At 69.5% G+C, this 18,994-nt stretch carries 16 protein-coding genes; 1 reads left to right on the top strand and 15 read right to left on the bottom strand.

What is annotated here, in order from left to right; translation table 11 throughout:
• Positions 1–13 precede the first annotated feature (13 nt).
• The 13 genes from IU449_RS00845 to IU449_RS00785 form a co-directional block, all read right to left on the bottom strand.
• Positions 14–877, bottom strand: coding sequence for an alpha/beta fold hydrolase (locus IU449_RS00845; protein WP_195000065.1), 864 nt, complete (start codon positions 875–877; stop codon positions 14–16).
• Between the two features lie 83 nt (positions 878–960).
• Positions 961–1,221, bottom strand: coding sequence for a hypothetical protein (locus IU449_RS00840; protein WP_195000064.1), 261 nt, complete (start codon positions 1,219–1,221; stop codon positions 961–963).
• Positions 1,218–1,766, bottom strand: coding sequence for a flavin reductase family protein (locus IU449_RS00835; protein WP_195000063.1), 549 nt, complete (start codon positions 1,764–1,766; stop codon positions 1,218–1,220). Before IU449_RS00835 ends, IU449_RS00840 begins: the two co-directional genes overlap by 4 nt.
• 52 nt (positions 1,767–1,818) lie before the next feature.
• Positions 1,819–3,084, bottom strand: a complete 1,266-nt coding sequence (locus IU449_RS00830; protein WP_195000062.1) for an NADH:flavin oxidoreductase — start codon at positions 3,082–3,084, stop codon at positions 1,819–1,821.
• Between the two features lie 11 nt (positions 3,085–3,095).
• A complete protein-coding gene (locus IU449_RS00825) occupies positions 3,096–5,048 on the bottom strand; it encodes a flavin-containing monooxygenase (protein WP_195000061.1) in 1,953 nt (650 codons plus the stop codon).
• Positions 5,045–5,929 (bottom strand): SDR family NAD(P)-dependent oxidoreductase, encoded by an 885-nt coding sequence (locus tag IU449_RS00820; protein WP_195000060.1) that lies wholly within the window; start codon positions 5,927–5,929, stop codon positions 5,045–5,047. Before IU449_RS00820 ends, IU449_RS00825 begins: the two co-directional genes overlap by 4 nt.
• The gene (locus IU449_RS00815) at positions 5,929–6,816 is read right to left on the bottom strand and encodes an SDR family NAD(P)-dependent oxidoreductase (RefSeq protein ID WP_195000059.1); all 888 of its coding nucleotides are present in this window, start codon (positions 6,814–6,816) and stop codon (positions 5,929–5,931) included. Before IU449_RS00815 ends, IU449_RS00820 begins: the two co-directional genes overlap by 1 nt.
• Positions 6,813–7,757, bottom strand: a complete 945-nt coding sequence (locus IU449_RS00810; RefSeq protein ID WP_195000058.1) for an alpha/beta hydrolase — start codon at positions 7,755–7,757, stop codon at positions 6,813–6,815. Before IU449_RS00810 ends, IU449_RS00815 begins: the two co-directional genes overlap by 4 nt.
• Before the next feature lie 32 nt (positions 7,758–7,789).
• Positions 7,790–9,445 (bottom strand): flavin-containing monooxygenase, encoded by a 1,656-nt coding sequence (locus IU449_RS00805; RefSeq protein WP_195000057.1) that lies wholly within the window; start codon positions 9,443–9,445, stop codon positions 7,790–7,792.
• Positions 9,445–10,380, bottom strand: coding sequence for a VOC family protein (locus tag IU449_RS00800; protein ID WP_195000056.1), 936 nt, complete (start codon positions 10,378–10,380; stop codon positions 9,445–9,447). The genes IU449_RS00805 and IU449_RS00800 overlap by 1 nt, the downstream gene beginning before the upstream one ends.
• A 26-nt stretch (positions 10,381–10,406) precedes the next feature.
• Complete coding sequence (locus tag IU449_RS00795) at positions 10,407–11,591, bottom strand: acyl-CoA dehydrogenase family protein (protein ID WP_195000055.1); 1,185 nt, start codon at positions 11,589–11,591, stop codon at positions 10,407–10,409.
• A gap of 43 nt (positions 11,592–11,634) precedes the next feature.
• Positions 11,635–12,834, bottom strand: coding sequence for a Rieske 2Fe-2S domain-containing protein (locus IU449_RS00790; RefSeq protein WP_195000054.1), 1,200 nt, complete (start codon positions 12,832–12,834; stop codon positions 11,635–11,637).
• A gap of 118 nt (positions 12,835–12,952) precedes the next feature.
• Positions 12,953–14,038 (bottom strand): ferredoxin--NADP reductase, encoded by a 1,086-nt coding sequence (locus IU449_RS00785; protein WP_195000053.1) that lies wholly within the window; start codon positions 14,036–14,038, stop codon positions 12,953–12,955.
• A gap of 245 nt (positions 14,039–14,283) precedes the next feature.
• On the opposite strand from IU449_RS00785, the gene IU449_RS00780 reads away from it, so the two are divergent.
• A complete protein-coding gene (locus tag IU449_RS00780) occupies positions 14,284–15,084 on the top strand; it encodes an IclR family transcriptional regulator (protein ID WP_067855992.1) in 801 nt (266 codons plus the stop codon).
• 54 nt (positions 15,085–15,138) lie between these two features.
• Here the strand turns inward: IU449_RS00780 and IU449_RS00775 are convergent, their stop codons facing one another.
• On the bottom strand, positions 15,139–15,603 hold the full coding sequence (locus IU449_RS00775) for a nitroreductase/quinone reductase family protein (protein WP_324188028.1): 465 nt from the start codon (positions 15,601–15,603) through the stop codon (positions 15,139–15,141).
• Positions 15,604–15,675: 72 nt separating this feature from the next.
• Positions 15,676–18,963 carry a BTAD domain-containing putative transcriptional regulator gene (locus tag IU449_RS00770; protein WP_195000052.1) on the bottom strand — a complete coding sequence of 1,096 codons (3,288 nt, stop codon included), beginning with the start codon at positions 18,961–18,963 and terminating at the stop codon, positions 15,676–15,678.
• Positions 18,964–18,994 lie beyond the last annotated feature (31 nt).

Raw genomic sequence — 18,994 nt, 5'->3', positions numbered from 1 at the left:
GGCGGGCTGCGTGTCAGCGAGCAAGAAAGGCCAGCACGACGGCTTCCCACGCCTGCTTCTGCTCGATCATCACCCAGTGCCCGCAGTTGGGGAAGATGTGCACCTCGCCGTTGCGCAGGGTGCGCATCGGCAGCAGCGCCATGTCGACCGGGCTCACCCGGTCGTCGCGGCCCCAGGTGACCAGCACCGGCACGGTGATCCGGCCCAGCTTCGCCCAGCCCGGTGTCTCGGCGGCGCGGGCCGCCTCTGCCATCCGCGCCAGCGCGGCCCGGCCGTACATGCGGCGGGAGTTCTCCAGCGTCGCCGGATCGGTGGCCTGCTCCCAGCGCTGCTCGATCAGTTCCTCGGTGACCAGGGCCGGGTCGTAGACCATGGAGTGCAGCCAGGCGATGAGGGCTTCGCGGGTCGGGTTCTCGACGAACTCGCCGAGCCGGATGATTCCCTCGCCGGGGGCGGAGCTGAACAGCGGCGTCCCGATCCCGCCGATGGTGACCAGCCGGTCCACCCGCTCCGGGTCGGCCAGGGCGAAGTCGGTGGCGACGAAGCCGCCCATGGAGTTGCCGATGATCCGCACCCGGTCCAGCCCCAGCCCGTCCAGGAAGGCACCGACGGCCCGCTGAGCCGACATCATCGGGTGCGGGGCGCCGAAGTCGTCGCTGACCCCGAAGCCGGGGAATTCCAGGACGAGGGTGCGGTAGTGCTCGGCGAAGACCGGGACGTTGGCGCCGAAGTTGCGCCACCCCGTGACGCCGGGGCCGGAGCCGTGCAGCAGGAGCAGGGGCGGGCCGTCGCCGGTTTCGCGGTAGCGCAGCACGCCGTGCTCGGTGGACAGCTCCCGCAGCTCGGGAACGACACTGGATTCGACCGTTGTACTCATGCCCCGAGCCTGCCACCTCGGCGGCCGCCTCCTCGAGCGAATTCCCGGTGAGCGGCACGCCGTTCCGGCGCCCGCCGCGCGGCTCAGTGCAGGCGCGGAATGGCGTCGCCTACCGGCAGTTCGATACGCGACTCGGGCAGCGCGTGCTCGCGCACCGCGCGGTCGATGGTGCGATGCAACGCCTCGCATCCGCGTTCCTGGTGTCCGACACCACGGTTCTGGGCCGCGATGACCGGGCACCGGCTCGCGTCGCCGACCCACTGGACCGAAGTGTGCGCGGGACTGAACTTCTCGATCAGCACGCGCTGACCGCAGCGCTCGCAGTCGAGCGGACGCATGGTCATCGCGACTCCGCCGGACCGACGCCGCCGTAGCGACCGCGGAAGAAGATCAGCGGCGCCAGGTCCGTGGCGTACAGATGACGCACCCGGGAGACCACGATGGTGTGGTCACCCGCCGGATGCTCGGCCTCCAGCTCGGCCTCGATCCAGGCCAGGGAATCGGTGAGGATCGGCGCCCCGGCCGGCGAGGGCTGCCATTCGATGCCGCGGAACTTCTCGACACCTTTGGCCGCCAGCTGACGGCACACCGGCTCCTGCGCCGCGGACAGGATGTTCACCGTGTAGTGGCCCGCCGCGCGGACCCTGGGCCAGGACGTGCTGGTCGCGGCCACACAGAAGGCGATCAGCGGCGGGTCGAGCGACACCGAGGTGAACGAGTTGGCGGCCAGGCCGGTCGGGGCCGAGGTCTGCGGATCGATGCCGGTGATCGCGACGACGCCGGTGGCGAAATGCCCCAGCACGGTGCGCATCAGAGCCGGATCCAGTTCCGGGAGGTCCCCGGCCGCCCCGGTCGGGGTGGTGCCGAATTCGCTGCTGATGGAGGTCATCCCCTGCTCCTCATGGATCGACGAACACACGCGGTGACGGTATCGGTCCCGCTCACGCCCCGGCCGGGTCTTTCCCGTCGGCCGGGACAGCCACCGTACCGGCGGCGGGCATCGCGGGTGCGCCCAGCGGCACCGAGGTGCGCGGTGTCGCCAGCACACAGTGGGTTCCGTAGAAGATGGTCGGCATGCACTTGTTGCAGTGGATGCACAGCGACCTCGCCTCGTGATCGGCCTGGATCTTGGTGATCAGGTCGGGCTCGCGCAGCAGCGCCCGCGCCATCGCCACGAACTCGAAGCCCTCGGCCATCGCGACGTCCATCGACGCCTTGTCGGTGATTCCGCCCAGCAGCACCAGCGGTATCGAGACATTCGCCCGGATCTGGCGGGCCGCCTCCAGCATGAACAGGTCCTGGTAGGGGTAGTTGTGCAGGAAGAACTTGCCCGCCAGCTTGACGCCGAACTTCATCAGCGGCGACATCACGGCCGCGAATTCGGTCAGCGGCGCGTCACCCTTGAACAGGTACATCGGATTCAGCAGCGAACTGCCGATGGTCAGCTCGATGGCGTCGAGGCTGCCGTCCTCCTCGAGCCACTGCGCCACCTGCACCGCTTCGTCGAGCCAGAAGCCGCCGGGCACACCGTCGTCCATGTTCAGCTTGGCCAGCACCGCGATCCGGCCGTCGGAGGCTTCACGCACCTCGGCGGCGACCTCGCGCAGCAGCCGGGCCCGGTTGCGCAGCGATCCGCCGTAGGCGTCCTTGCGCTTGTTGAGAACAGGGCTCAGGAACGAGCTGGCGAAGTAGTTGTGCCCGAAGTGGATCTCGACGGCGTCGAATCCGGACTCGACGGCCAGCCGGGTGGCGGTGCCGTGTGCGGTGCGGATGCGGGCGATGTCGGCCAGGGTGGCGGCATGGGTGATCTGCGGGCCCATCGGGCTGATCCGTCGGGAGGCGGACAGGGCGGGCAGCCCGTTGGACTTGGCGCTCGCGACCGGGCCTGCGTGGCCGATCTGCGCCGAGATCGCCGCGCCTTCGGCGTGTACCGCGTCGGTGAGTTCGCGCAGGCCGGGCACCGCCTCCTCCCGCATCCAGATCTGATCGGCCTCGGTGCGGCCTTCCGGGGACACCGCGCAGTAGGCCACCGTCGTCATGCCGACGCCACCCGCGGCGACCTGCCGGTGGAATTCGACGAGCTGGTCGCTGACCAGCGCGCCGGGCGTCATGTGTTCGAAGGTGGCGGATTTGATGATGCGATTGCGCAGGCTCACCGGACCGAGCCGAGCCGGGGCGAGCACATCGGGGACAGGGACTGTGGTCACGACGGTGCCTTTCAGTGCGAGATGAACGTGAGGTCCTCGGGATGCGGCCCGCGCAGCATCGTCCAGTAGTCGACGAGGCGCCACGGGCACGGCACCACCGCCCGGCCCGCGCTGTTGCGGTAGTAGCCGTTGACCTCCGCACCCGGGTGCACCCACACCGTCTCGTCGAGCGCTTCGTCGACGCGGCGGTTGTACTCGTCGAGTGCCTCCTGGGTGACGTCCATGGCGGCAAGGTCGTTCTCCAGCAGGTACTGCAGGCACTCGATGAGGTAGTGGACCTGCTCTTCGCCGGTGATGTTGTGTCCCGCACCGTGATTGGGTGCGGAGTTGGGGCCGGCGGTGACGAAGAGGTTGGGGAATCCGGCCACCTGGACCCCGAGGTAGGCGCGCGGGTCCTCGCCGCCCTTCCACTCCTGCGCCAGCGTGCGGCCGTCGCGTCCGGTGATGTCGATGGTGGTGGTGAACTGCAGCTGGAATCCGGTCGCCAGGATGATCACATCGGCGGGGACGAATTCGCCGTCGGTGGTGTGCACACCGTCCGGGGTGATCGCCCGGAACGAGGCGCGGTGCAACCTCACGTGCTCGCGCTTCAGCGCCGCGAAGAATCCGGGATCCTTGACGATCCGCTTGGCGTACGGCCGGAAGTCGGGGGTCAGTTTCTCGATCAGGTCGGGCCGGTCCGGGAAGCTCTTCTGCAGGTATCCCAGCGCCGTGCGCAGCACCATGTCATTGGCGGGCGAGGCCGACAGATGGGTAGCCGCCCATTCCTTGTCGATACGCGGCAGCGGGTAGAGGTTGTCGGAGGCGAACCAGTACGTGCGCAACCGGAACCACTTGTCGTAGAACGGCAGATGGGCCATCGCCCACTTCTCGCCGTCGGGCACGTCGCCGCCGACGGTCTTCTCCGGCACCAGCCAGTGCGGGCTGCGCACGACGACATCCAGGGTTTCCACCTCGTCGACGATGTCGGCCACGACCTGCACCGAGGTGCAACCGGTGCCGAGCACCACCACCCGCTTACCGCGTAGATCCAGACTCGTGTCCCAGTTCGCGGTGTGCACGATCGTGCCCGCGAAGGTGTCCATCCCCGGCACGTCCGGGATGTTGGGCTCGTTGAGCATGCCGAGCGCGGTGACCACCGCACGGGCCCGGTGCCGGGTGCGCACACCCGCACGGTCCTCGGTGACGACCTCCCAGCGCTTGTCGTCCTCGAGCCAGGTCGCCGAACGCACCCGCGTACCGAACCGGATGTGCTCGCGCAGGCGGTACTTCGCCACCACATCGAGCAGGTAGTTCTGATACTCGGGGCCGGTCGGGTAGTAGCGTGACCAGTTCGGGTTCAGTTCGAACGAGTAGGAGTAGTAGTGGCTCGGGGTGTCCACCGCCGCGCCGGGATACGTGTTGCGGTGCCAGGTGCCGCCGATATCGTCGCGTTCCTCGAAGATGGTGTAGCCGAATCCCGCTTCACCCAGCTTGATTCCGGCGTTGATGCCGACGATGCCCGCGCCGATCACGATCACGTCGAAATCGGCGGGCGGGATCACCGTCACCGGGACACGGCGCGGATCCTGCCGGAAACCGGACTGCTCGAGCAGCAGCGGGACGAATTCGGCGTCCACACGCTGGGAGGTGCAGATGGTGGCCATCCGCCGGAACAGCTCCTCGTCGGGTACATCGAGGGTGGCGACCGCGTCCGGGGTCAACACCTCGCGGGCTCGGGCGCGGATCGCCTCGGCGACGGCCTCGGGGTAGGTGCCCGGCGGCACGGTCGGCGCGACACCGGTGCGGTAGTGATTGCCGGGTTCCTCGATGGTCAGGTCCGCGCCGAACTCGTCGAGCAGCCCTGGATCGCCGGTCACGTGCACCATCGACATGAGCAGCGGGGCCGGTTCACATTCCGCGATGGCCTGGTGCAGTGCGGCTTCGGACGCGGCGGAGACGCCGGCGACGACGGTGTCGGTCATGAGCTACCTTCCGGAAGTGGAACGCCCATCCGGGCGAGCATGTCTCGTGGGTTCGCGGGTGGGCTGAGGGTGCGCAACTGTTCGCCGCGCCGGGTCGCCGACGCAGCGCACATCGCGTCGTCGGAGAAGACCCAGAAGTCGCCGCGCGCGATCTGCTCGATCATGTGCTCGGCGGCGTCGAGCGGGTCGAGCCCCTTCTCGACGTTGTCGCGCTGCATCGCGGCGAACACGGCATTGGCGGTCGGGTTCGTGGTGGGCGCTTCGCGCTGGGCGGCGAGGAAGATCTCGCTGCGGATCGAATGCGGCACCACGGCGCTGACCTGGATCGGGGCGCCGATGATCGACAGATCCTGATGCAGGCATTCGGTCATCGCCTGCACCGCGAACTTGCTGACGATGTAAGGCGATTGGACGGCGACGGTGTTGAGGCCGCCGACCGAGGAGAGGTTGGCCACGCAGGCCGACGTCCCCGCCGCGATCATGCGCGGCACGAACGATTTCACGCAGTAGAAGACGCCGTCGACGTTGATCTGCATCAGCCGGCGCCACCGGGTGGAATCGATCTCCCACAGCAGCCCCGCCGACTCGATGCCCGCGTTGTTGATCAGCAGTTCGACACTGCCGTGTCGAGCGAAGACCGCCGCCGCCAAGGCCTCGACCTGCTGCTCGTCAGCCACGTCGACGCCGTGCCCCTCGGCCGCGCCGCCGCGGGCGACGATCTCGGCGGCGGCCTCCGCGGCGCGGCGCTCGTCGATATCGGCGACGACCACCGTCATGCCCAGCGCGCCGAGATGGTCGGCCAGGCCGCGGCCGATACCGGCGGCAGCGCCGGTGACCACGGCGGTGCCGCGCGAGAAGCGTTCCTGCGCACAGCTGCCCATCACACGCCCTCCGGCAGGATATTCGGGTTCGCCCACGCCGGGGGTTCCCGGCGCGGCAGTTCGGTGCGGCCGTCCAGCGAGCGCACCGGGGTGCCCGTCGCGTACGGGTAATGCAGGCTGAAAGCGACCAGCCCGGTCCGATCGGCGGCCGGTGCGGTGCACATCTCGAGCACCGTCTGCGCGAGGTATTCGACCGGCTCGGTGTCGTAGCCCTGCGGCAGCAGCGCCGCCGCGCCGGGGGTCATGATCGCCGTCGACGGCCCCACCGCGTTGACCGCGATGTTCTCGTCCAGCAATTCGGCGGCCAGCCCCTGGGTGAAGCGATGCAGCGCGGCCTTGACCGAGGCGTAGACGACGTCGCCGGAGGTCTTGTTGTACTCGCGGAACGGCCGGATGGGGCTGAGCCCGGTCGACGATCCGATGTTGACGATCCAGCCCGCGCCCTGCGCGCGCAGGTGCGGGATCGCCGCGCGGCTGAGCACGAACGGCACCTCGAGGTAGTGCTGGACCGTCCGGTGGAACGTCGCGTCGCTCATCTTCTCGATGGCGCTGTAGTCGGCGAATCCGGCGTTGTTGACCAGGATGTCGAGGCCGCCGAGTTCCTCGGCGGCGCGGTCGACCAAGCCGGCGCGCTGCTCGGCGTCCTCGAGGTCGGCCGGGATCGCGATCGCCCGGCCGCCCGCGGCCTCGATCAGGCGCACCGTCTCGGCCAGGGTGCCGGAGAGCACCTGGGTCTGTCCGTCCCGGATCGACGGGCTCGGATCCTGCGAGCGGGCCGTGACGGCCACGGTCGCGCCTTCGGCGGCCAGCCGCTGCGCGACGGCCCGCCCTATCCCCCGGCTGCTGCCGGTGACCAGGGCTCGCTTGCCGGTGAGTCGCTGTGTCATGACGCCTCCAGCACGTCGCGCATCATCGTCCAGACCTGTTCACGCGCCGGGCCGGTCAGTGCGAGGCTCGGGAAGGTCAGGAATCCGTGGAAGAGCCCGTCGAAGCGGTGCGCGGTGACCGGCACCCCGGCCTCGACGAGCCTGCGGGCGTAATCCTCCCCGGCCGAGCACGGCGGGTCGAGCTCCGCGGTCGCCACCACCGCGGGCGGCAGACCGGCCAGCGAATCGGCCTTGCTCGGAACCAGATACGGGCTGTCGGTGCCGTGCGGAGCGTACTGCTGCCAGTACCAGCGCATGGCCGTGGTGGTGTTGTAGTAGCCCTCGCCGTAGCGCCGGTAGGACTCGGTGGTGAAGTCGTCGTCGATCACCGGGTAGAGCATGATCTGGGCGGTGATGCGCGGGCCGCCGCGGTCGCGGGCGGCCAGGCTCGCCGTAGCCGCCAGATTGCCGCCCGCGCTGTCGCCTGCCACCGCGATCCGCTCCGGGTCGCCGCCGAACTCGGCGGCGTGCGCGTTCGCCCACACCAGGGCCGCGTACACGTCCTCCATCGCCGCGGGCCCAGGATGTTCAGGAGCGCGCCGGTAGTCGACCGAGACCACCACGACCCCGACCGCAGCGGCCATCGACCGGCAGAACTCGTCGTGGCTGTCCAGATCGCAGAAGACGAATCCGCCGCCGTGCGCGAAGACCACCACCGGCAGCGGCGCGTCTCGCTGTACCTCGGGCACATACACCCGCAGCGTCAGATCACCGCCGGGCCCCTCGATGACCTTGTCCTCGGCCCGCCGCATCTGCGGCTGCCGGGTCAGCGGCGCGCGCCGGGACACGATGATCTCCCGCAACTCGGCCGCCTCGTGCCGAGTCACGTCGGGGAACGATTCCAGCGCCGAGAGCATCGCCTCGACCTCCGGATGCAGGTCGGACCGTCGCTGTCCGCCCATCTCGACCACGTCCTTCTCGTCGTTGATACCGGTCAGCCCGCTGCCGGGGCCGGGGCGCCGCCCAGCTCGAAGCCCTTGTAACCAGCGGCGGCAACCTCGGCACAGACCGCGTTGTAGTTGCCGAATCCGCCGATATAGGGCATGAATACGCGCGGCTTGCCGGGGATGTTCGCGCCCATGTACCAGGAATTCGCGGAGGGGAACAGGGTGGCCGCCGCCTTCTCGTTGCACTCGGTCACCCACTCGTCGACCGCTTCCTCGGTCGCCTCGACGGTGGTGAACCCGTGCTCGTCGAGGTGGTCCAGGCAGCCCGCGATCCAGTCCACGTGCTGCTCGGCCATCAGCACCATGTTGGCCAGCACGCTGGGGCTGCCCGCCCCGGTGAGGATGAACATGTTGGGGAAGCCCGCGACCGCGAGGCCGAGGTAGGTCCGCGGGCCGGCCGCCCACTCCTCGCGCAGTTCCCGTCCGTCGCGGCCGCGGATGTCGATCCTCGACATCGAGCCCGTCATGGCGTCGAAGCCGGTGGCGAAGATCAGCACGTCCAGGTCGTAGGAAGCCTCCGAGGTCCGCACGCCGGTCTCGGTGATCCGCTCGATCGGGGTGCGGCGCAGGTTCACCAGGGTGACGTTGTCGCGGTTGTAGGTCTGGAAGTAGCCGCTGTCGGTGACGATGCGCTTGGTACCGATCGGGTGATCGTTCGGGATCAGCTGGTCGGCGAGCTCCTGGTCGCGCACCATCTCGCGGATCTTGGCCTCGACGTACTCGCGCGCGGTGTCGTTGGCGGCCAGGTTGGTCGTCTGATCCGGGAAAGCCTTCGCGAACAGGTAACCGCCACGCTGCCACCACTCGTCGTAGATCCGGGTCCGCTCGGCGGCATCGATCTCGAGCGCGCCCTTGGGGTACGGGCTGTTCGGGGTGCCGCCGCCACTGACCCGCGACAACCTGCGGCGTTCGGCGTAGTTCGCTTTCACTTCGGCCAGGTAGCCGGGATCGAGCGGGCGGTTGCCCGCCGGGATCGAGTAGTTCGGCGTGCGCTGGAAGACATAGAGGTGTTCGGCCTGCTCGGCGATCACCGGGATGGCCTGGATGGCGGAGGAGCCGGTGCCGATGACGCCGATCCGCTTCCCGGTGAAATCGATCGGCTCGTGCGGCCATTCGCCGGTGTGGTAGATCTCGCCGCCGAAGGTGTCGCGGCCCGGGATGTCGGGGGTGTTGGTCGCCGACAGCACGCCTGTCGCCAGGATGCAGAAGCGCGCCGTGACGGTCTTGCCGGTATCGGTGGAGACCGTCCACAGCCGGGTCCGCTCGTCGTAGGAAGCGGCGCTCACCCGGGTCAGGAAGTCGTAGGCCGAGCGCAGATCGTGCCGATCGGCGACGTGCTCGAGGTAGCGCAGGATCTCCTCCTGCGTCGCGAACCGCTCCGACCAGGTCCACTCCTGCTGCAACTCCTCGTCGAAAGAGTAGGAGTAGTCGACGCTTTCGACGTCGCAGCGGGCGCCCGGATACCGGTTGTGGTACCACGTGCCGCCCACGTCTTCGGCGGATTCGAAACCGTGCACGCGCATTCCTCGGCCGCGCAGTTTGTACACCGCGTACAGGCCGGAGATTCCCGCTCCGACGACGACGGCGTCGAAATCGCTGTCCTGAGTTGTCACAAGATTCACTTCCCTCGATGAGGTCGTCATCACTGAGCGGTCCGGGCCGTCTGAGCCTGCTGGGCTTGTCTCATCTCCCGCATCCACATCCACTCGTGGCCCCAGTAGCTGTCCGCGGTGATTTCTTCTGCGGTGTAGTAGGTTTCGTCGACGAGCTTGCCGCCGTAGCCGTACTCGATGTCCCAGCCGCCCGGCACCCGGACGTAGAAGGAGATCATCTTGTCGTTGGTGTGCCTGCCCAAGGTCGAGGACACCGGGAAGTCGCGTGCCATGACCTGGTCGTAGGCCCGCCCGACAGCGTCGAGCTCGTCGACCTCGACCATCACATGGATCAGCCCCGGATCCCTGCCCTCCAGGCTCGGCATGATCGCCAGGCTGTGGTGGCGCTGGTTGACCCCCAGGAACCGGATCCGCTTCGGCGGGGTTCCCGGCGGAGCGGGCATCCGGAAGGCACCGCGGGACAAGAAGCCCAGCGTCTCGTTGTAGAAGGCGAAGGACTCGTCGAAGTTGGTCGTCGGCATGACCACGTGGCCCATGCCCTGCTGTCCCGTGACGAAACGCTGACCATACTTGGTCACCACCGGACTGTGCTCGAGCACCGGGCCGTGGAAGAACTCGAGCGGAGTGCCGCCGGGGTCTTTCATGCTGAACCCGGCCTCCACCTTGCGGCGGTCGGCCAGCTCTTGCGGCATCGGGGTGATCTCGAATCCGGCACTGCGCAGGTGCTCGGCAAGCCGGCGCAGCGCGAGTCCGTCCCGGACTTCCCAGCCGACGGCGGTCACCCGGTCGACGTCCCCGTGCTCGACGGTGATGCGGGCCGGTCGCTCGTCCATCCGGAAGTGCAGTGCGTCGGATTCCGCGCCGACGCCCGGCGCGAATCCCAGGACGTCGAAACCGAGTGTGCGCCAACGCTCCATGTCGGTGGCGAGAACACGGACGTAGCCGAGCCCCTTGATTTCGGTCATCGTTGCTCACGTTCCTCTCGAACCGGTCAGATCATCACGCGCAGCGGTCCCGGCGGGACCTCCACGCCCAGCGAGGCCAGCGCGGCGGCGTGATATGTGGTGCTCGTGACGTGAATGGCGTGGTGCAGGCCGGCATGGGCATCGCGCCAGAACCGCTGCAGCGGGTTGTCCATGCGCAACGCGTTGCCTCCCGCCCGGTCGAAGACTTCGTCGGCGGCACGGACCGCGCGCCAAGCGACCCGCGCCTGATCGCGGCGCACCCGGGCCCTGGTCTCGAAGTCGATCGTCTCGCCCCGGTCGACCATGTCGTAGACACGGTCGACGTTGGCCAGCAACTGCTGACGGGCGGCGTCGATCTCCGAGGCGGACTCGCCCAGCGCGTGCAGCACATACGGGTCGTCCTTGACGACGGCGCCGGTGGCGCCGACGCGGTTGCGCTGGTAGGCGATACCGGCGGCGAGCACGCCCTCACAGATGCCGATGGTCGCCGAGGTGATGCCCAGCGGGAACATGGTGGACCACGGCATCTTGTACAGCGTCTCGGTGACGCCGTACTCCTGCGCCGCGCGCCCGTCCATCACCTTCGCCGAATCCATCACCCGGTAACTCGGGATGAAGGCGTCCTTGACGACGATGTCCTTGCTGCCTGTGCCGCGCAGACCGACCACGTCCCAGGAGTCCGCCACGATCTCGTAGTCCGCGCGGGGCAGGATCACGTGCAGGCCATGCGGCGGCATCAGCGGCTTGCCGTCCGGGCCGCCGACCATGGCGCCGAGGAAGATCCAGTCGCAGTGATCGGTGCCGGAGGAGAACTGCCAGCGCCCGTTCATGATGTAGCCGCCGTCGGTGGGCACCGCGACCCCGCCCGGCATGTAGGGCGAGGCCTGCCAGGTGTCGCTGTCGGTGCCGAGCACCTCGTCCTGCACCTTCGGGTCGGCGAAGGCGAGCTGCCAGGGGTGCACGCCGACGATGCCGCCGATCCAGCCCGCGGAGCCGTAGATACTGGCGGTCGTCATGACGGTCTCGGCGAACTCGCGCGGATGTGCCTCGAAGCCGTTGTACTTCTTGCGCTGCAGCAGCCGGATGATGCCGGCCTCCTTGAGCTGCCCGGCCATGCCGTCGGTCAGGCGGCCGAGCGCATCGGATTCCTCCGCGCCGGCACGCAGCTCGTCGGCGAGGGCGACGATATTGTCGAGGACGGTGTGGGACATCGGAACTCCTGGTCCGTGAAGCGGGAAAGGGAAGGGCTGATCGTCAGGAACCGGCGGGGGCGGCCTGGTGACGGGCGGCGAGGTTCGGGGCGATGGCGCTGCGCCCGGCGGCCAGGTTGGCGTCCACCTCGGCCTGCCAGTTCTGCAGGGCGCGCTCGGTGTCGATCTCGAACTCGAATCGGTTGACCATCTCCGGCGCGATGTCCTCGACATCGACATAGAACTGCTCGTACCAGCGGCGCAGCTGGTAGACCGGGCCGTCCTCCTCGCACAGCAGCGGATTGTCGATGCGCGCCTTGTTCTTCCAGATCTCGACATCCTGCTCGAAGCCGATCGCGATGCCCCGGCCCACGGCGGCGGCCATCGCGTTCGCGGTCTCGTCGTCCATGCCCGCCGGCTTCTCCACGATCACGCCGTAATGCAGCCGGAACGAGGTCGGGGTGATCGGGTAGTGGCAGTTGATCAGGTAGATGTTCGGCTCGTCACGGTCGGAGTACTGGGCGCTCCACAGCTTGTCCACCATGTAGGACGGGCCGTAATAGGCGGCGTCGGAACGACTCTCGACGCTCAGATCGGTGGTGTTCTGGCTGACCCCCACCGCGTCCGGCCGGGGTCGCGAACGCATGAGCTGCGTGGCGGTGTGGCCCTCGAAGATATTGCGAAAGAAGGTCGGCATGCCGTAGTGCACATAGAAGAAGTGCGCCATGTCCACGATGTTGTCGACGATCTCGCGGCAGTGTGAGTCCTCCACGAGGATCGAGTTCCACACCCAGTCCGTCCAGCCCGGGTCCCCGTAAGTGGGAATCTCCGGGATGGCCAGCTCGGCCGGAGGCTTGCGGCCCTGCGGGTCGTGCCAGACGAACAACTGCCCGCTGACCACCATCGTCGGCCACGACTTGGTGCGCGCCAGCGGCGGCACCCGACGGGCATAGGGAATCCCGGCGCACTTGCCGTCGCCGCGCCAGCGCCAGTCGTGGAACGGGCAAGCGATCGTGTTGTCCTTCACCGTGCCGTGCGCCAGATTTCCGCCCATATGGGGGCAGAAGGCGTTGAGCACGTTCAGCTTTCCGTCTTCCCCGGCGAACACGACCAGTTCGGTGCCGAACGCGGAGACCTGGTGCGGCTGCCCGTCGGCGAAGTCGCGGGCCAGACCCAGGCAGTGCCACCCGCGGGCGTACCGCTCGGGCGGTCGGCCGGTGTCGATGACACGGACCCGGTCTCCGGTTTCAGGCGTGGAAGTCACGAATACCTCCTGGTCAGATGGGCTGCGACCGCGAATCTCGGCGCACTGTGATCAGCTTGGCAGCCCGATCGGCGGTGTGACCCGCGTCTCCTACTGAGTGGGACACCGATCCGGCGCCTCAGTATTCGATCGCGATCTCGTCGCTGACCGGCTCGGCCTGACAGGCCAGGATGTAACCGTCGGCGAGGTCGTCCTCGGTCAGAATCTCGTTGCGCGCCAAGCGCACTCGTCCCTTGGTCAGTGCGCAGACGCAGGCGCTGCAGGCGCCCTCCCGGCAGGAGTACGGCGCCTCCACACCGGCGGCGAGCAACGCGTCGAGCAGCGTGCGCCCCGCTGTCCACGGCACCTGGTGTTCGGCGCCGTCGATGCTCACCTCGACCTGGCACACCATCTCGCCCGCCTCGTCGGCGCTCGGCTCGGTGGCCTCCGGTGCGAACGGGTCGCGTTGCAGGGAAAGGAACCGCTCCGAGTGCACCCGCGAGGCCGGCAAGCCCTCGGCCTCGCACACCGCGGCGGTCAGATCCATCAGCGGCGTCGGGCCGCAGATGTACACCGTCCGGTCCAGGAAGGGCCGAACGAGCAGCGACAGCGTGCGCCGCGTCGGATAGCCCTGCACCGATTCCAGCACGTGGAGAACCGACAATCGCTCGGCGAAACGGCTTTCCAGCGCGCGCAGCTCCTCGGCGAAAATCACCGAGTCCTGATCCCGGTTGGCATAGATCAGCACGACGTCGCCGCTGCCCGCGAACAGGATGGACTTCGCGATCGAGATGACCGGGGTGATGCCGCTGCCGCCCGCCACCAGCACCACCGACTCGTCCAGCGACGCGGGGGTGAAGGTGCCCGCTGGGGGCAGCACCTCCAGCTCGTCTCCCGCGGCGACACTGTCGCACAGCCAGTTGGACCCGCGGCCGTCCGCCACTCGCTTGACAGTGAACTTCATCGACGGATCGGCGTGTGGCGAACTCGACAGTGAATAGCAGCGCGCGGCGCCGGTGCCGATGTCGGGTACCCGGACGGTGAGGAATTGCCCCGCCCGGTAGCCCGCGCCGAACTCGTCGCCGAGCGGTTCGACGACGAAGGACCGCGCGTCGGCCGTTTCCTCGATCACCTCGGTCACCCGGACACGGCGCCCGGGCGAGTTCGCCGTCGCCGTCGCCGAGTCCGCGAGGACCACTCGATCGGCACTCGTATCCGTGGACATCCGCCCTCCTGGTCGTGGTCGATCGTGCCCGCCCCGTCCGTGCCGGATAGGAGCCCCCGGAAGGCTAGGCCCGCCGCACCGGCGGTGGATCGAAACGTCTCGCTGATCGGGAACCACGTTCGGCTGTGACCGCTGCCTCATGTGATCCTCGTGGTCACGCCGGGCGCGAGCCGTTTGAAGGGCACCTGCACCTGGTAGTACCGTGACTCCTGTCACAGTGATGTGATGGGCGGTTGGGAGGTCGAGTGAGAACATCAAGCCCAGCCGGCGTGCCGGTCTCGGTCGTCGAGCGGATTTCGCTGGTGCTGGAAACCTTCAACGGTGTGGGTCCGCTGACCCTGGCTCAGGTGACCTCACGAACCGGTCTTCCGCGCTCATCGGTGCATCGCCTGCTGGAGCAGCTGGCCGCTGCCGGCTGGCTGGCGCGTTCACCCGAGCAAACCTACGAGCTCGGCGTCAAGGCCTACGAAATGGGCCAGGCCGCGCTCAACCAGAACCGGTTGCTGCAAGGGGCGCGCCCGGTCATGCAGGCGTTCACCCATCAGACCGGACTCACCATCCAGCTCGCCGTGGTCGACCGCGGCGACACCGTCTACCTGGCCAAGATCAACGGCCGCGCGTCCGGTCCGACGCCGACCGCCGTCGGACAGCGGGTGCCCGCCCACCTGACCGCCGTGGGCAAGGCGCAGCTGGCCGTCACCGAGTCGACCAAAGATCCGCATGTGGTCGACAAGCTCGAGCACACCGGCGAGAAGGAGCTGGTCAGGCGCACCGCGCAGAGCATCGGTTCCGACGCCCAGCTGGAAGAGGAGTTGGCCACGATCCGGGATCGGGGCGCCGCCTTCGATCGGGGCGAGGCCTTCTCCGGTATCGGCTGTGTCGGCGTCTCCATCGGCCCGCCCGACCACATCTACGGCAACCTGGCGGGCATCTCGGTCTGTGCGCCGGTCACCGCGCTGGACTATCGCAAGCTGGTCGGCCCGGTCCGGATAGCCGCCCGCGAGATCTGGGACCGCTGCACGGCCGCCGACCTGGCCGGCCACTGAAAGTCCGCACCCCAGTGTGGCGAGTGTCGCGGGCGCGGCCCCGTCGCCGGTCGCTCACCAGAGGCGACCACCGCCGAGCGGGGTCAGCACCACGAGGGGTATCCGTCGAGTCGTTCGCTTCTGGTAGGTCTCGTAGCCGGGGTACGCCGCGACGACCTCCGGCCACCACCGCTCGCGCTCGGCTGCGCTGAGGACATGAGCCGTCATCGGCTGGATCGGCCCGTGCTGAAACGACACCGCGACCTCGGGATGGGCGCACAGGTTGCGGAACCAATCGGGGGAGATGTCGTCCCCACCCCTGGACGCCACGATCAGATAGCTGTCGCCCTGCACGACCGGGACGGTCAGGACGACGGTGCGCGGCAGCCCGCTGCGCCTGCCGGTGGTGGTGAGGGTCAGGGTGGGCATGCGCTTGAAGCGAGTGCCCACCCGGCCGCCGGTGACGTCGAGCAGCGTGCGATGCAGGGTGGTCGCGGTCTTCAGGTACAGGTCGGTAGCGGTGCGGCGGATGTCGGGCACGGGTGCTCCTCGGTCGGTCGAGTCGGTCGAGGACAACGGTCCGGATCCGGCTTGTGAGCGACCAGTGACCGATCAGCGGTCGAGCCGTGCGCCTGCGGCGGCGAGCCAGACCGGGTTGCCGCAGCGGTGCGCGAGGCGCAGTGCGGCCTGATAGTGCTCGCCGGCCAGGTCCGGCTTCCCGCGCAACGCCGCGAGGTCACCCAGCACGGTGTCGACCGGGCCCACGGCGTAGGAGCCGGTGTCGGCGCCGCCGAGCCGATCGCGGTAGGGAAGCAGATCCTGGTAGAGCGCGGCGGCCTCCTCCGGTGTGCCCAGTGCCGTGACCACCATGCCGCGCAAGGTGAGGAACAGCGAGCGGAACAGATCGTCGCGGACGGGTCGCGCGCGGCGCCGGACCCGCGCGGCCGCCGCGTGGTCGCCGCCGGCGAGGAGGGCGAGCACCTGGAAGTCCACGACGGCGTCCACGGTCGCCTGGGTGGCGCTCTCGGCGAGTCCACCGATCATCTCGACCAACTCCCCGGCCCGGCCCTGATACAGCCGCACCGTGAACAACGCGATGGCCAGGATGCCGTCCGGGTTGAAAATCCCTGCGAGCCTCAGTGATTCGTGAGCACGGAGATAATGCTGCTCGGCCGCATCCGGATCCCCGGCCGCCAGCGCCAGCAGCCCGCGCGCCATGGCGTTGGCCACCTGCGCTTGCCGCCACTGGTAGCGGTCGGCCAGCACGGTGGCCGCTTCGAGATGCTCGCGGGCCGCGGGGAGGTCAGCCGCGAAGGCGGCGGCCTGGATCGAGACGGTATGGCCCAGAAGCACATGGGCGCACTGGTCGTTGCGTCGCCCGAGTTCGATCAGCTCCGCCCCGAGCGGGCTCCGCTCAGGTGTGTCGTAGAGCGAGGCCCGGGCCTGCAACGCCGGAGCGAGCAGGGTGTCGTCCCCGAGTTCGCGGGCGATCGCCTCGGCCTCGGCGGCGGCGCGGCCGGCCCGCTCGCCGGTCTCGCCGCCGACCTCGTCGACCAGGGTGACCAGCAACCGGCATCGGTCCGCGGCGGTGAGGGCGGGGAATCGCAGCGCCTCCTCCAGCCGAGCGACCGCTTGGTGCTCCACCACACCGTAGGAGCGGTTCAACCACGGTGTCGGAGTGTCCCAGGCGGTGAATGCTCGCACCAGCAGGTCGGTCCGGCCGGCTTCCTCCGCCAGTGCCGCGGCGCGATCGCGGGCGGCGCGCGCGGCGAGGCCGGCACCGCCGGCGAGGTGACTGCGACCGGCCCGGCACAACGTCGCCACCTGCTCCGCGACGGTGTCCTCGCCGAGAACTCGCTCGAAAGCGGCGGCCGCGCGTTCGTATCCGAGGGCGGCGACGTCGTGGGCGTAGCGCCGCTCGGCCCGTTCGGCGGCGGCCACCGCGTACTCGGCGGCACGCCGCGCCGTCGAGGGAGTCATCGATTCGACGTAGTGGTGCGCGAGGGCTGCGAGATCGCCCGGATCGATCTCCTCGATCGCGGCGGCCACGCGCCGATGCCATCGATCACGGCGGACCCGTGACAGGTCCCCGAGCAGTGTGTCGCGCACGAGGATGTGGGTGAAACGGCCACGACCGGTGCCGGGCTCGTCCAGCAACCCGGCCAAGACGCCCGCCTCCACCGCGTCCAGCACGTCGTCCTCACCCATCTCGGCGGCCCGCACCAGCACCCCGAGATCGAACTCCCGGCCGATCACCGCGGCAAGGCGAAGCAGCGCCACCGCCGTTTCCGGCAGCCGGGACAGCCTGCGGCGCAGCACGTCCCGCACACCCTCCGGGACTTCGGAGGCGGCGACCAGCTCGCCCTCGCTTCGCAACAGGCGCGCGATCTCGATGAGGTAGAAGGGATTGCCGCCAGTGCGCTCATGCAACGTCTCGACCACGGAGGTCGCCGGTGTGCTCCCGGTCAGCGCGGTGATGAGACGCCGGCTGTCCTCGATGCCGAGCCCCTGCAGCCGAACCCGTGCGCGGACGGTGGTCGCCAAGGTCGTGAGGGCATCGGCCAGCGCGGGCGGCACCTCGTCCGGGCGGTAGCCGATCACGACCAGCGCGGGCACGCTGGTGGCGACCGCGGCGAGCAGCGCCGCGGTCTCGACGTCGCCGCGGTGCGCGTCGTCGAGCAGTATCGCCAGCGGGCGGTCGGCGGCGAGCGCGGTCAGATAGCCGCACACCGCTCGGTGCAGCAGGAAACGGCCGTGCGCGCGGTCGGCCTGCGGGACGTCCGCGCCGTCGGCGAGCAGCGGGGCGAGCGCGGTCGCGAAGCCACCGGGTTCGTGCTCACCGGCCAGGGCTCGCACCATCTCGACCCAGGGCCACGCGGAGGGCGCGGTGTCGTCCTCAGGACAGCGGCCGAGCACCACGCGGTACCCGGACCTCGTCAAGGCGTCGCGAACAGACTGCAGCACAGTCGATTTCCCGCTGCCCGCCTCACCGACCAGGGTCGCGGTCCGCGGTCCGCCGCCCTGGGCCACACCGAGCAGCGCGGTGAGTTCCGCGTCCCGGCCGAACAACTCGGTGCCCGGCTCGACGCGGAGCGCCCTCGGAGACGGGTCGCCCACCGGCAGCGGGGCAAGGGCGGCCTTCTCGGGCAGCGGAATCCGCTGGGCGAGGATGCCGGCTTCCAACCGGGCCAGCGCCGGTCCGGGATCGATGCCGAGTTGCTCGGCGAGTACCTCGCGCGCCTGCCGAAGCGCGGCGAGTGCCTCCGCCTGCCGCCCCGCCTGGTACCGCGCCAGCGCCAGGAGCCGCCACGCTTCCTCCCGCAGCGGATACTCCCGGCTCAGCACCTCTGCCTGGGCCGCGGCCTGCGCCGGCTCGTCCAACTCGAGCAGGGCGGCAGCGAGCTGTTCCCGCGCGCTCACCCGCAACTCCTCGAGCCGCGCCGCCTCGACGCTCGCCCACGACTCCTCCGCGTAGGCGGCGTAGGCCGGTCCCTGCCAGCGGCTCAGCGCCCGCTCCAGGGCGCCCCGTCGCTCGCGCGGATCGAGCTGCCCGGCCGCGGCATGCGCGTCCGCGCCGAACGCCCACGCGTCCACCGCCTCGGCGCTCAGACGCACCGCGTACCCGGGAGCGCGGCTGATCAACACCGTCGCGGGAGCGCGCGGCGGCCGCTGCGGCTCCAGCAGCCGCCGCAGATTGGAGACGTAGGCCTGCAGCGCGCCCAGTGCCCGCGGCGGCGGCTCACCCCGCCACAGGTCGTCGATGAGCCGATCGACCGAGACCACCTCGCCCCGCGCGACCAGCAGCCGTGCCAGCACGCCGCGTTGCCGCGGACCGCCCAGGTCGAGTTCACCGCGCTCATCCACCGCGGTCAGCGCACCGAGTACCTGGATCCGAACCATGACCCGCCAAGTCTAGGAGGGCAGCTCGCAA

The organism is Nocardia higoensis (genome assembly GCF_015477835.1).
In the GTDB taxonomy this organism is placed as follows: domain Bacteria; phylum Actinomycetota; class Actinomycetes; order Mycobacteriales; family Mycobacteriaceae; genus Nocardia; species Nocardia higoensis_A.
This window is presented reverse-complemented; position numbering and strand designations above follow the sequence as displayed.

Excerpts from the sequence above, each read along its gene's own strand:
- IU449_RS00845 (WP_195000065.1), bottom strand. The coding sequence starts at position 877 with ATGAGTACAACGGTCGAATCCAGTGTCGTTCCCGAGCTGCGGGAGCTG.
- IU449_RS00840 (WP_195000064.1), bottom strand. The coding sequence starts at position 1,221 with ATGACCATGCGTCCGCTCGACTGCGAGCGCTGCGGTCAGCGCGTGCTG.
- IU449_RS00835 (WP_195000063.1), bottom strand. The coding sequence starts at position 1,766 with ATGACCTCCATCAGCAGCGAATTCGGCACCACCCCGACCGGGGCGGCC.
- IU449_RS00825 (WP_195000061.1), bottom strand. The coding sequence starts at position 5,048 with ATGACCGACACCGTCGTCGCCGGCGTCTCCGCCGCGTCCGAAGCCGCA.
- IU449_RS00820 (WP_195000060.1), bottom strand. The coding sequence starts at position 5,929 with ATGGGCAGCTGTGCGCAGGAACGCTTCTCGCGCGGCACCGCCGTGGTC.
- IU449_RS00815 (WP_195000059.1), bottom strand. The coding sequence starts at position 6,816 with ATGACACAGCGACTCACCGGCAAGCGAGCCCTGGTCACCGGCAGCAGC.
- IU449_RS00810 (WP_195000058.1), bottom strand. The coding sequence starts at position 7,757 with ATGGGCGGACAGCGACGGTCCGACCTGCATCCGGAGGTCGAGGCGATG.
- IU449_RS00805 (WP_195000057.1), bottom strand. The coding sequence starts at position 9,445 with ATGACGACCTCATCGAGGGAAGTGAATCTTGTGACAACTCAGGACAGC.
- IU449_RS00800 (WP_195000056.1), bottom strand. The coding sequence starts at position 10,380 with ATGACCGAAATCAAGGGGCTCGGCTACGTCCGTGTTCTCGCCACCGAC.
- IU449_RS00795 (WP_195000055.1), bottom strand. The coding sequence starts at position 11,591 with ATGTCCCACACCGTCCTCGACAATATCGTCGCCCTCGCCGACGAGCTG.
- IU449_RS00785 (WP_195000053.1), bottom strand. The coding sequence starts at position 14,038 with ATGTCCACGGATACGAGTGCCGATCGAGTGGTCCTCGCGGACTCGGCG.
- IU449_RS00770 (WP_195000052.1), bottom strand. The coding sequence starts at position 18,963 with ATGGTTCGGATCCAGGTACTCGGTGCGCTGACCGCGGTGGATGAGCGC.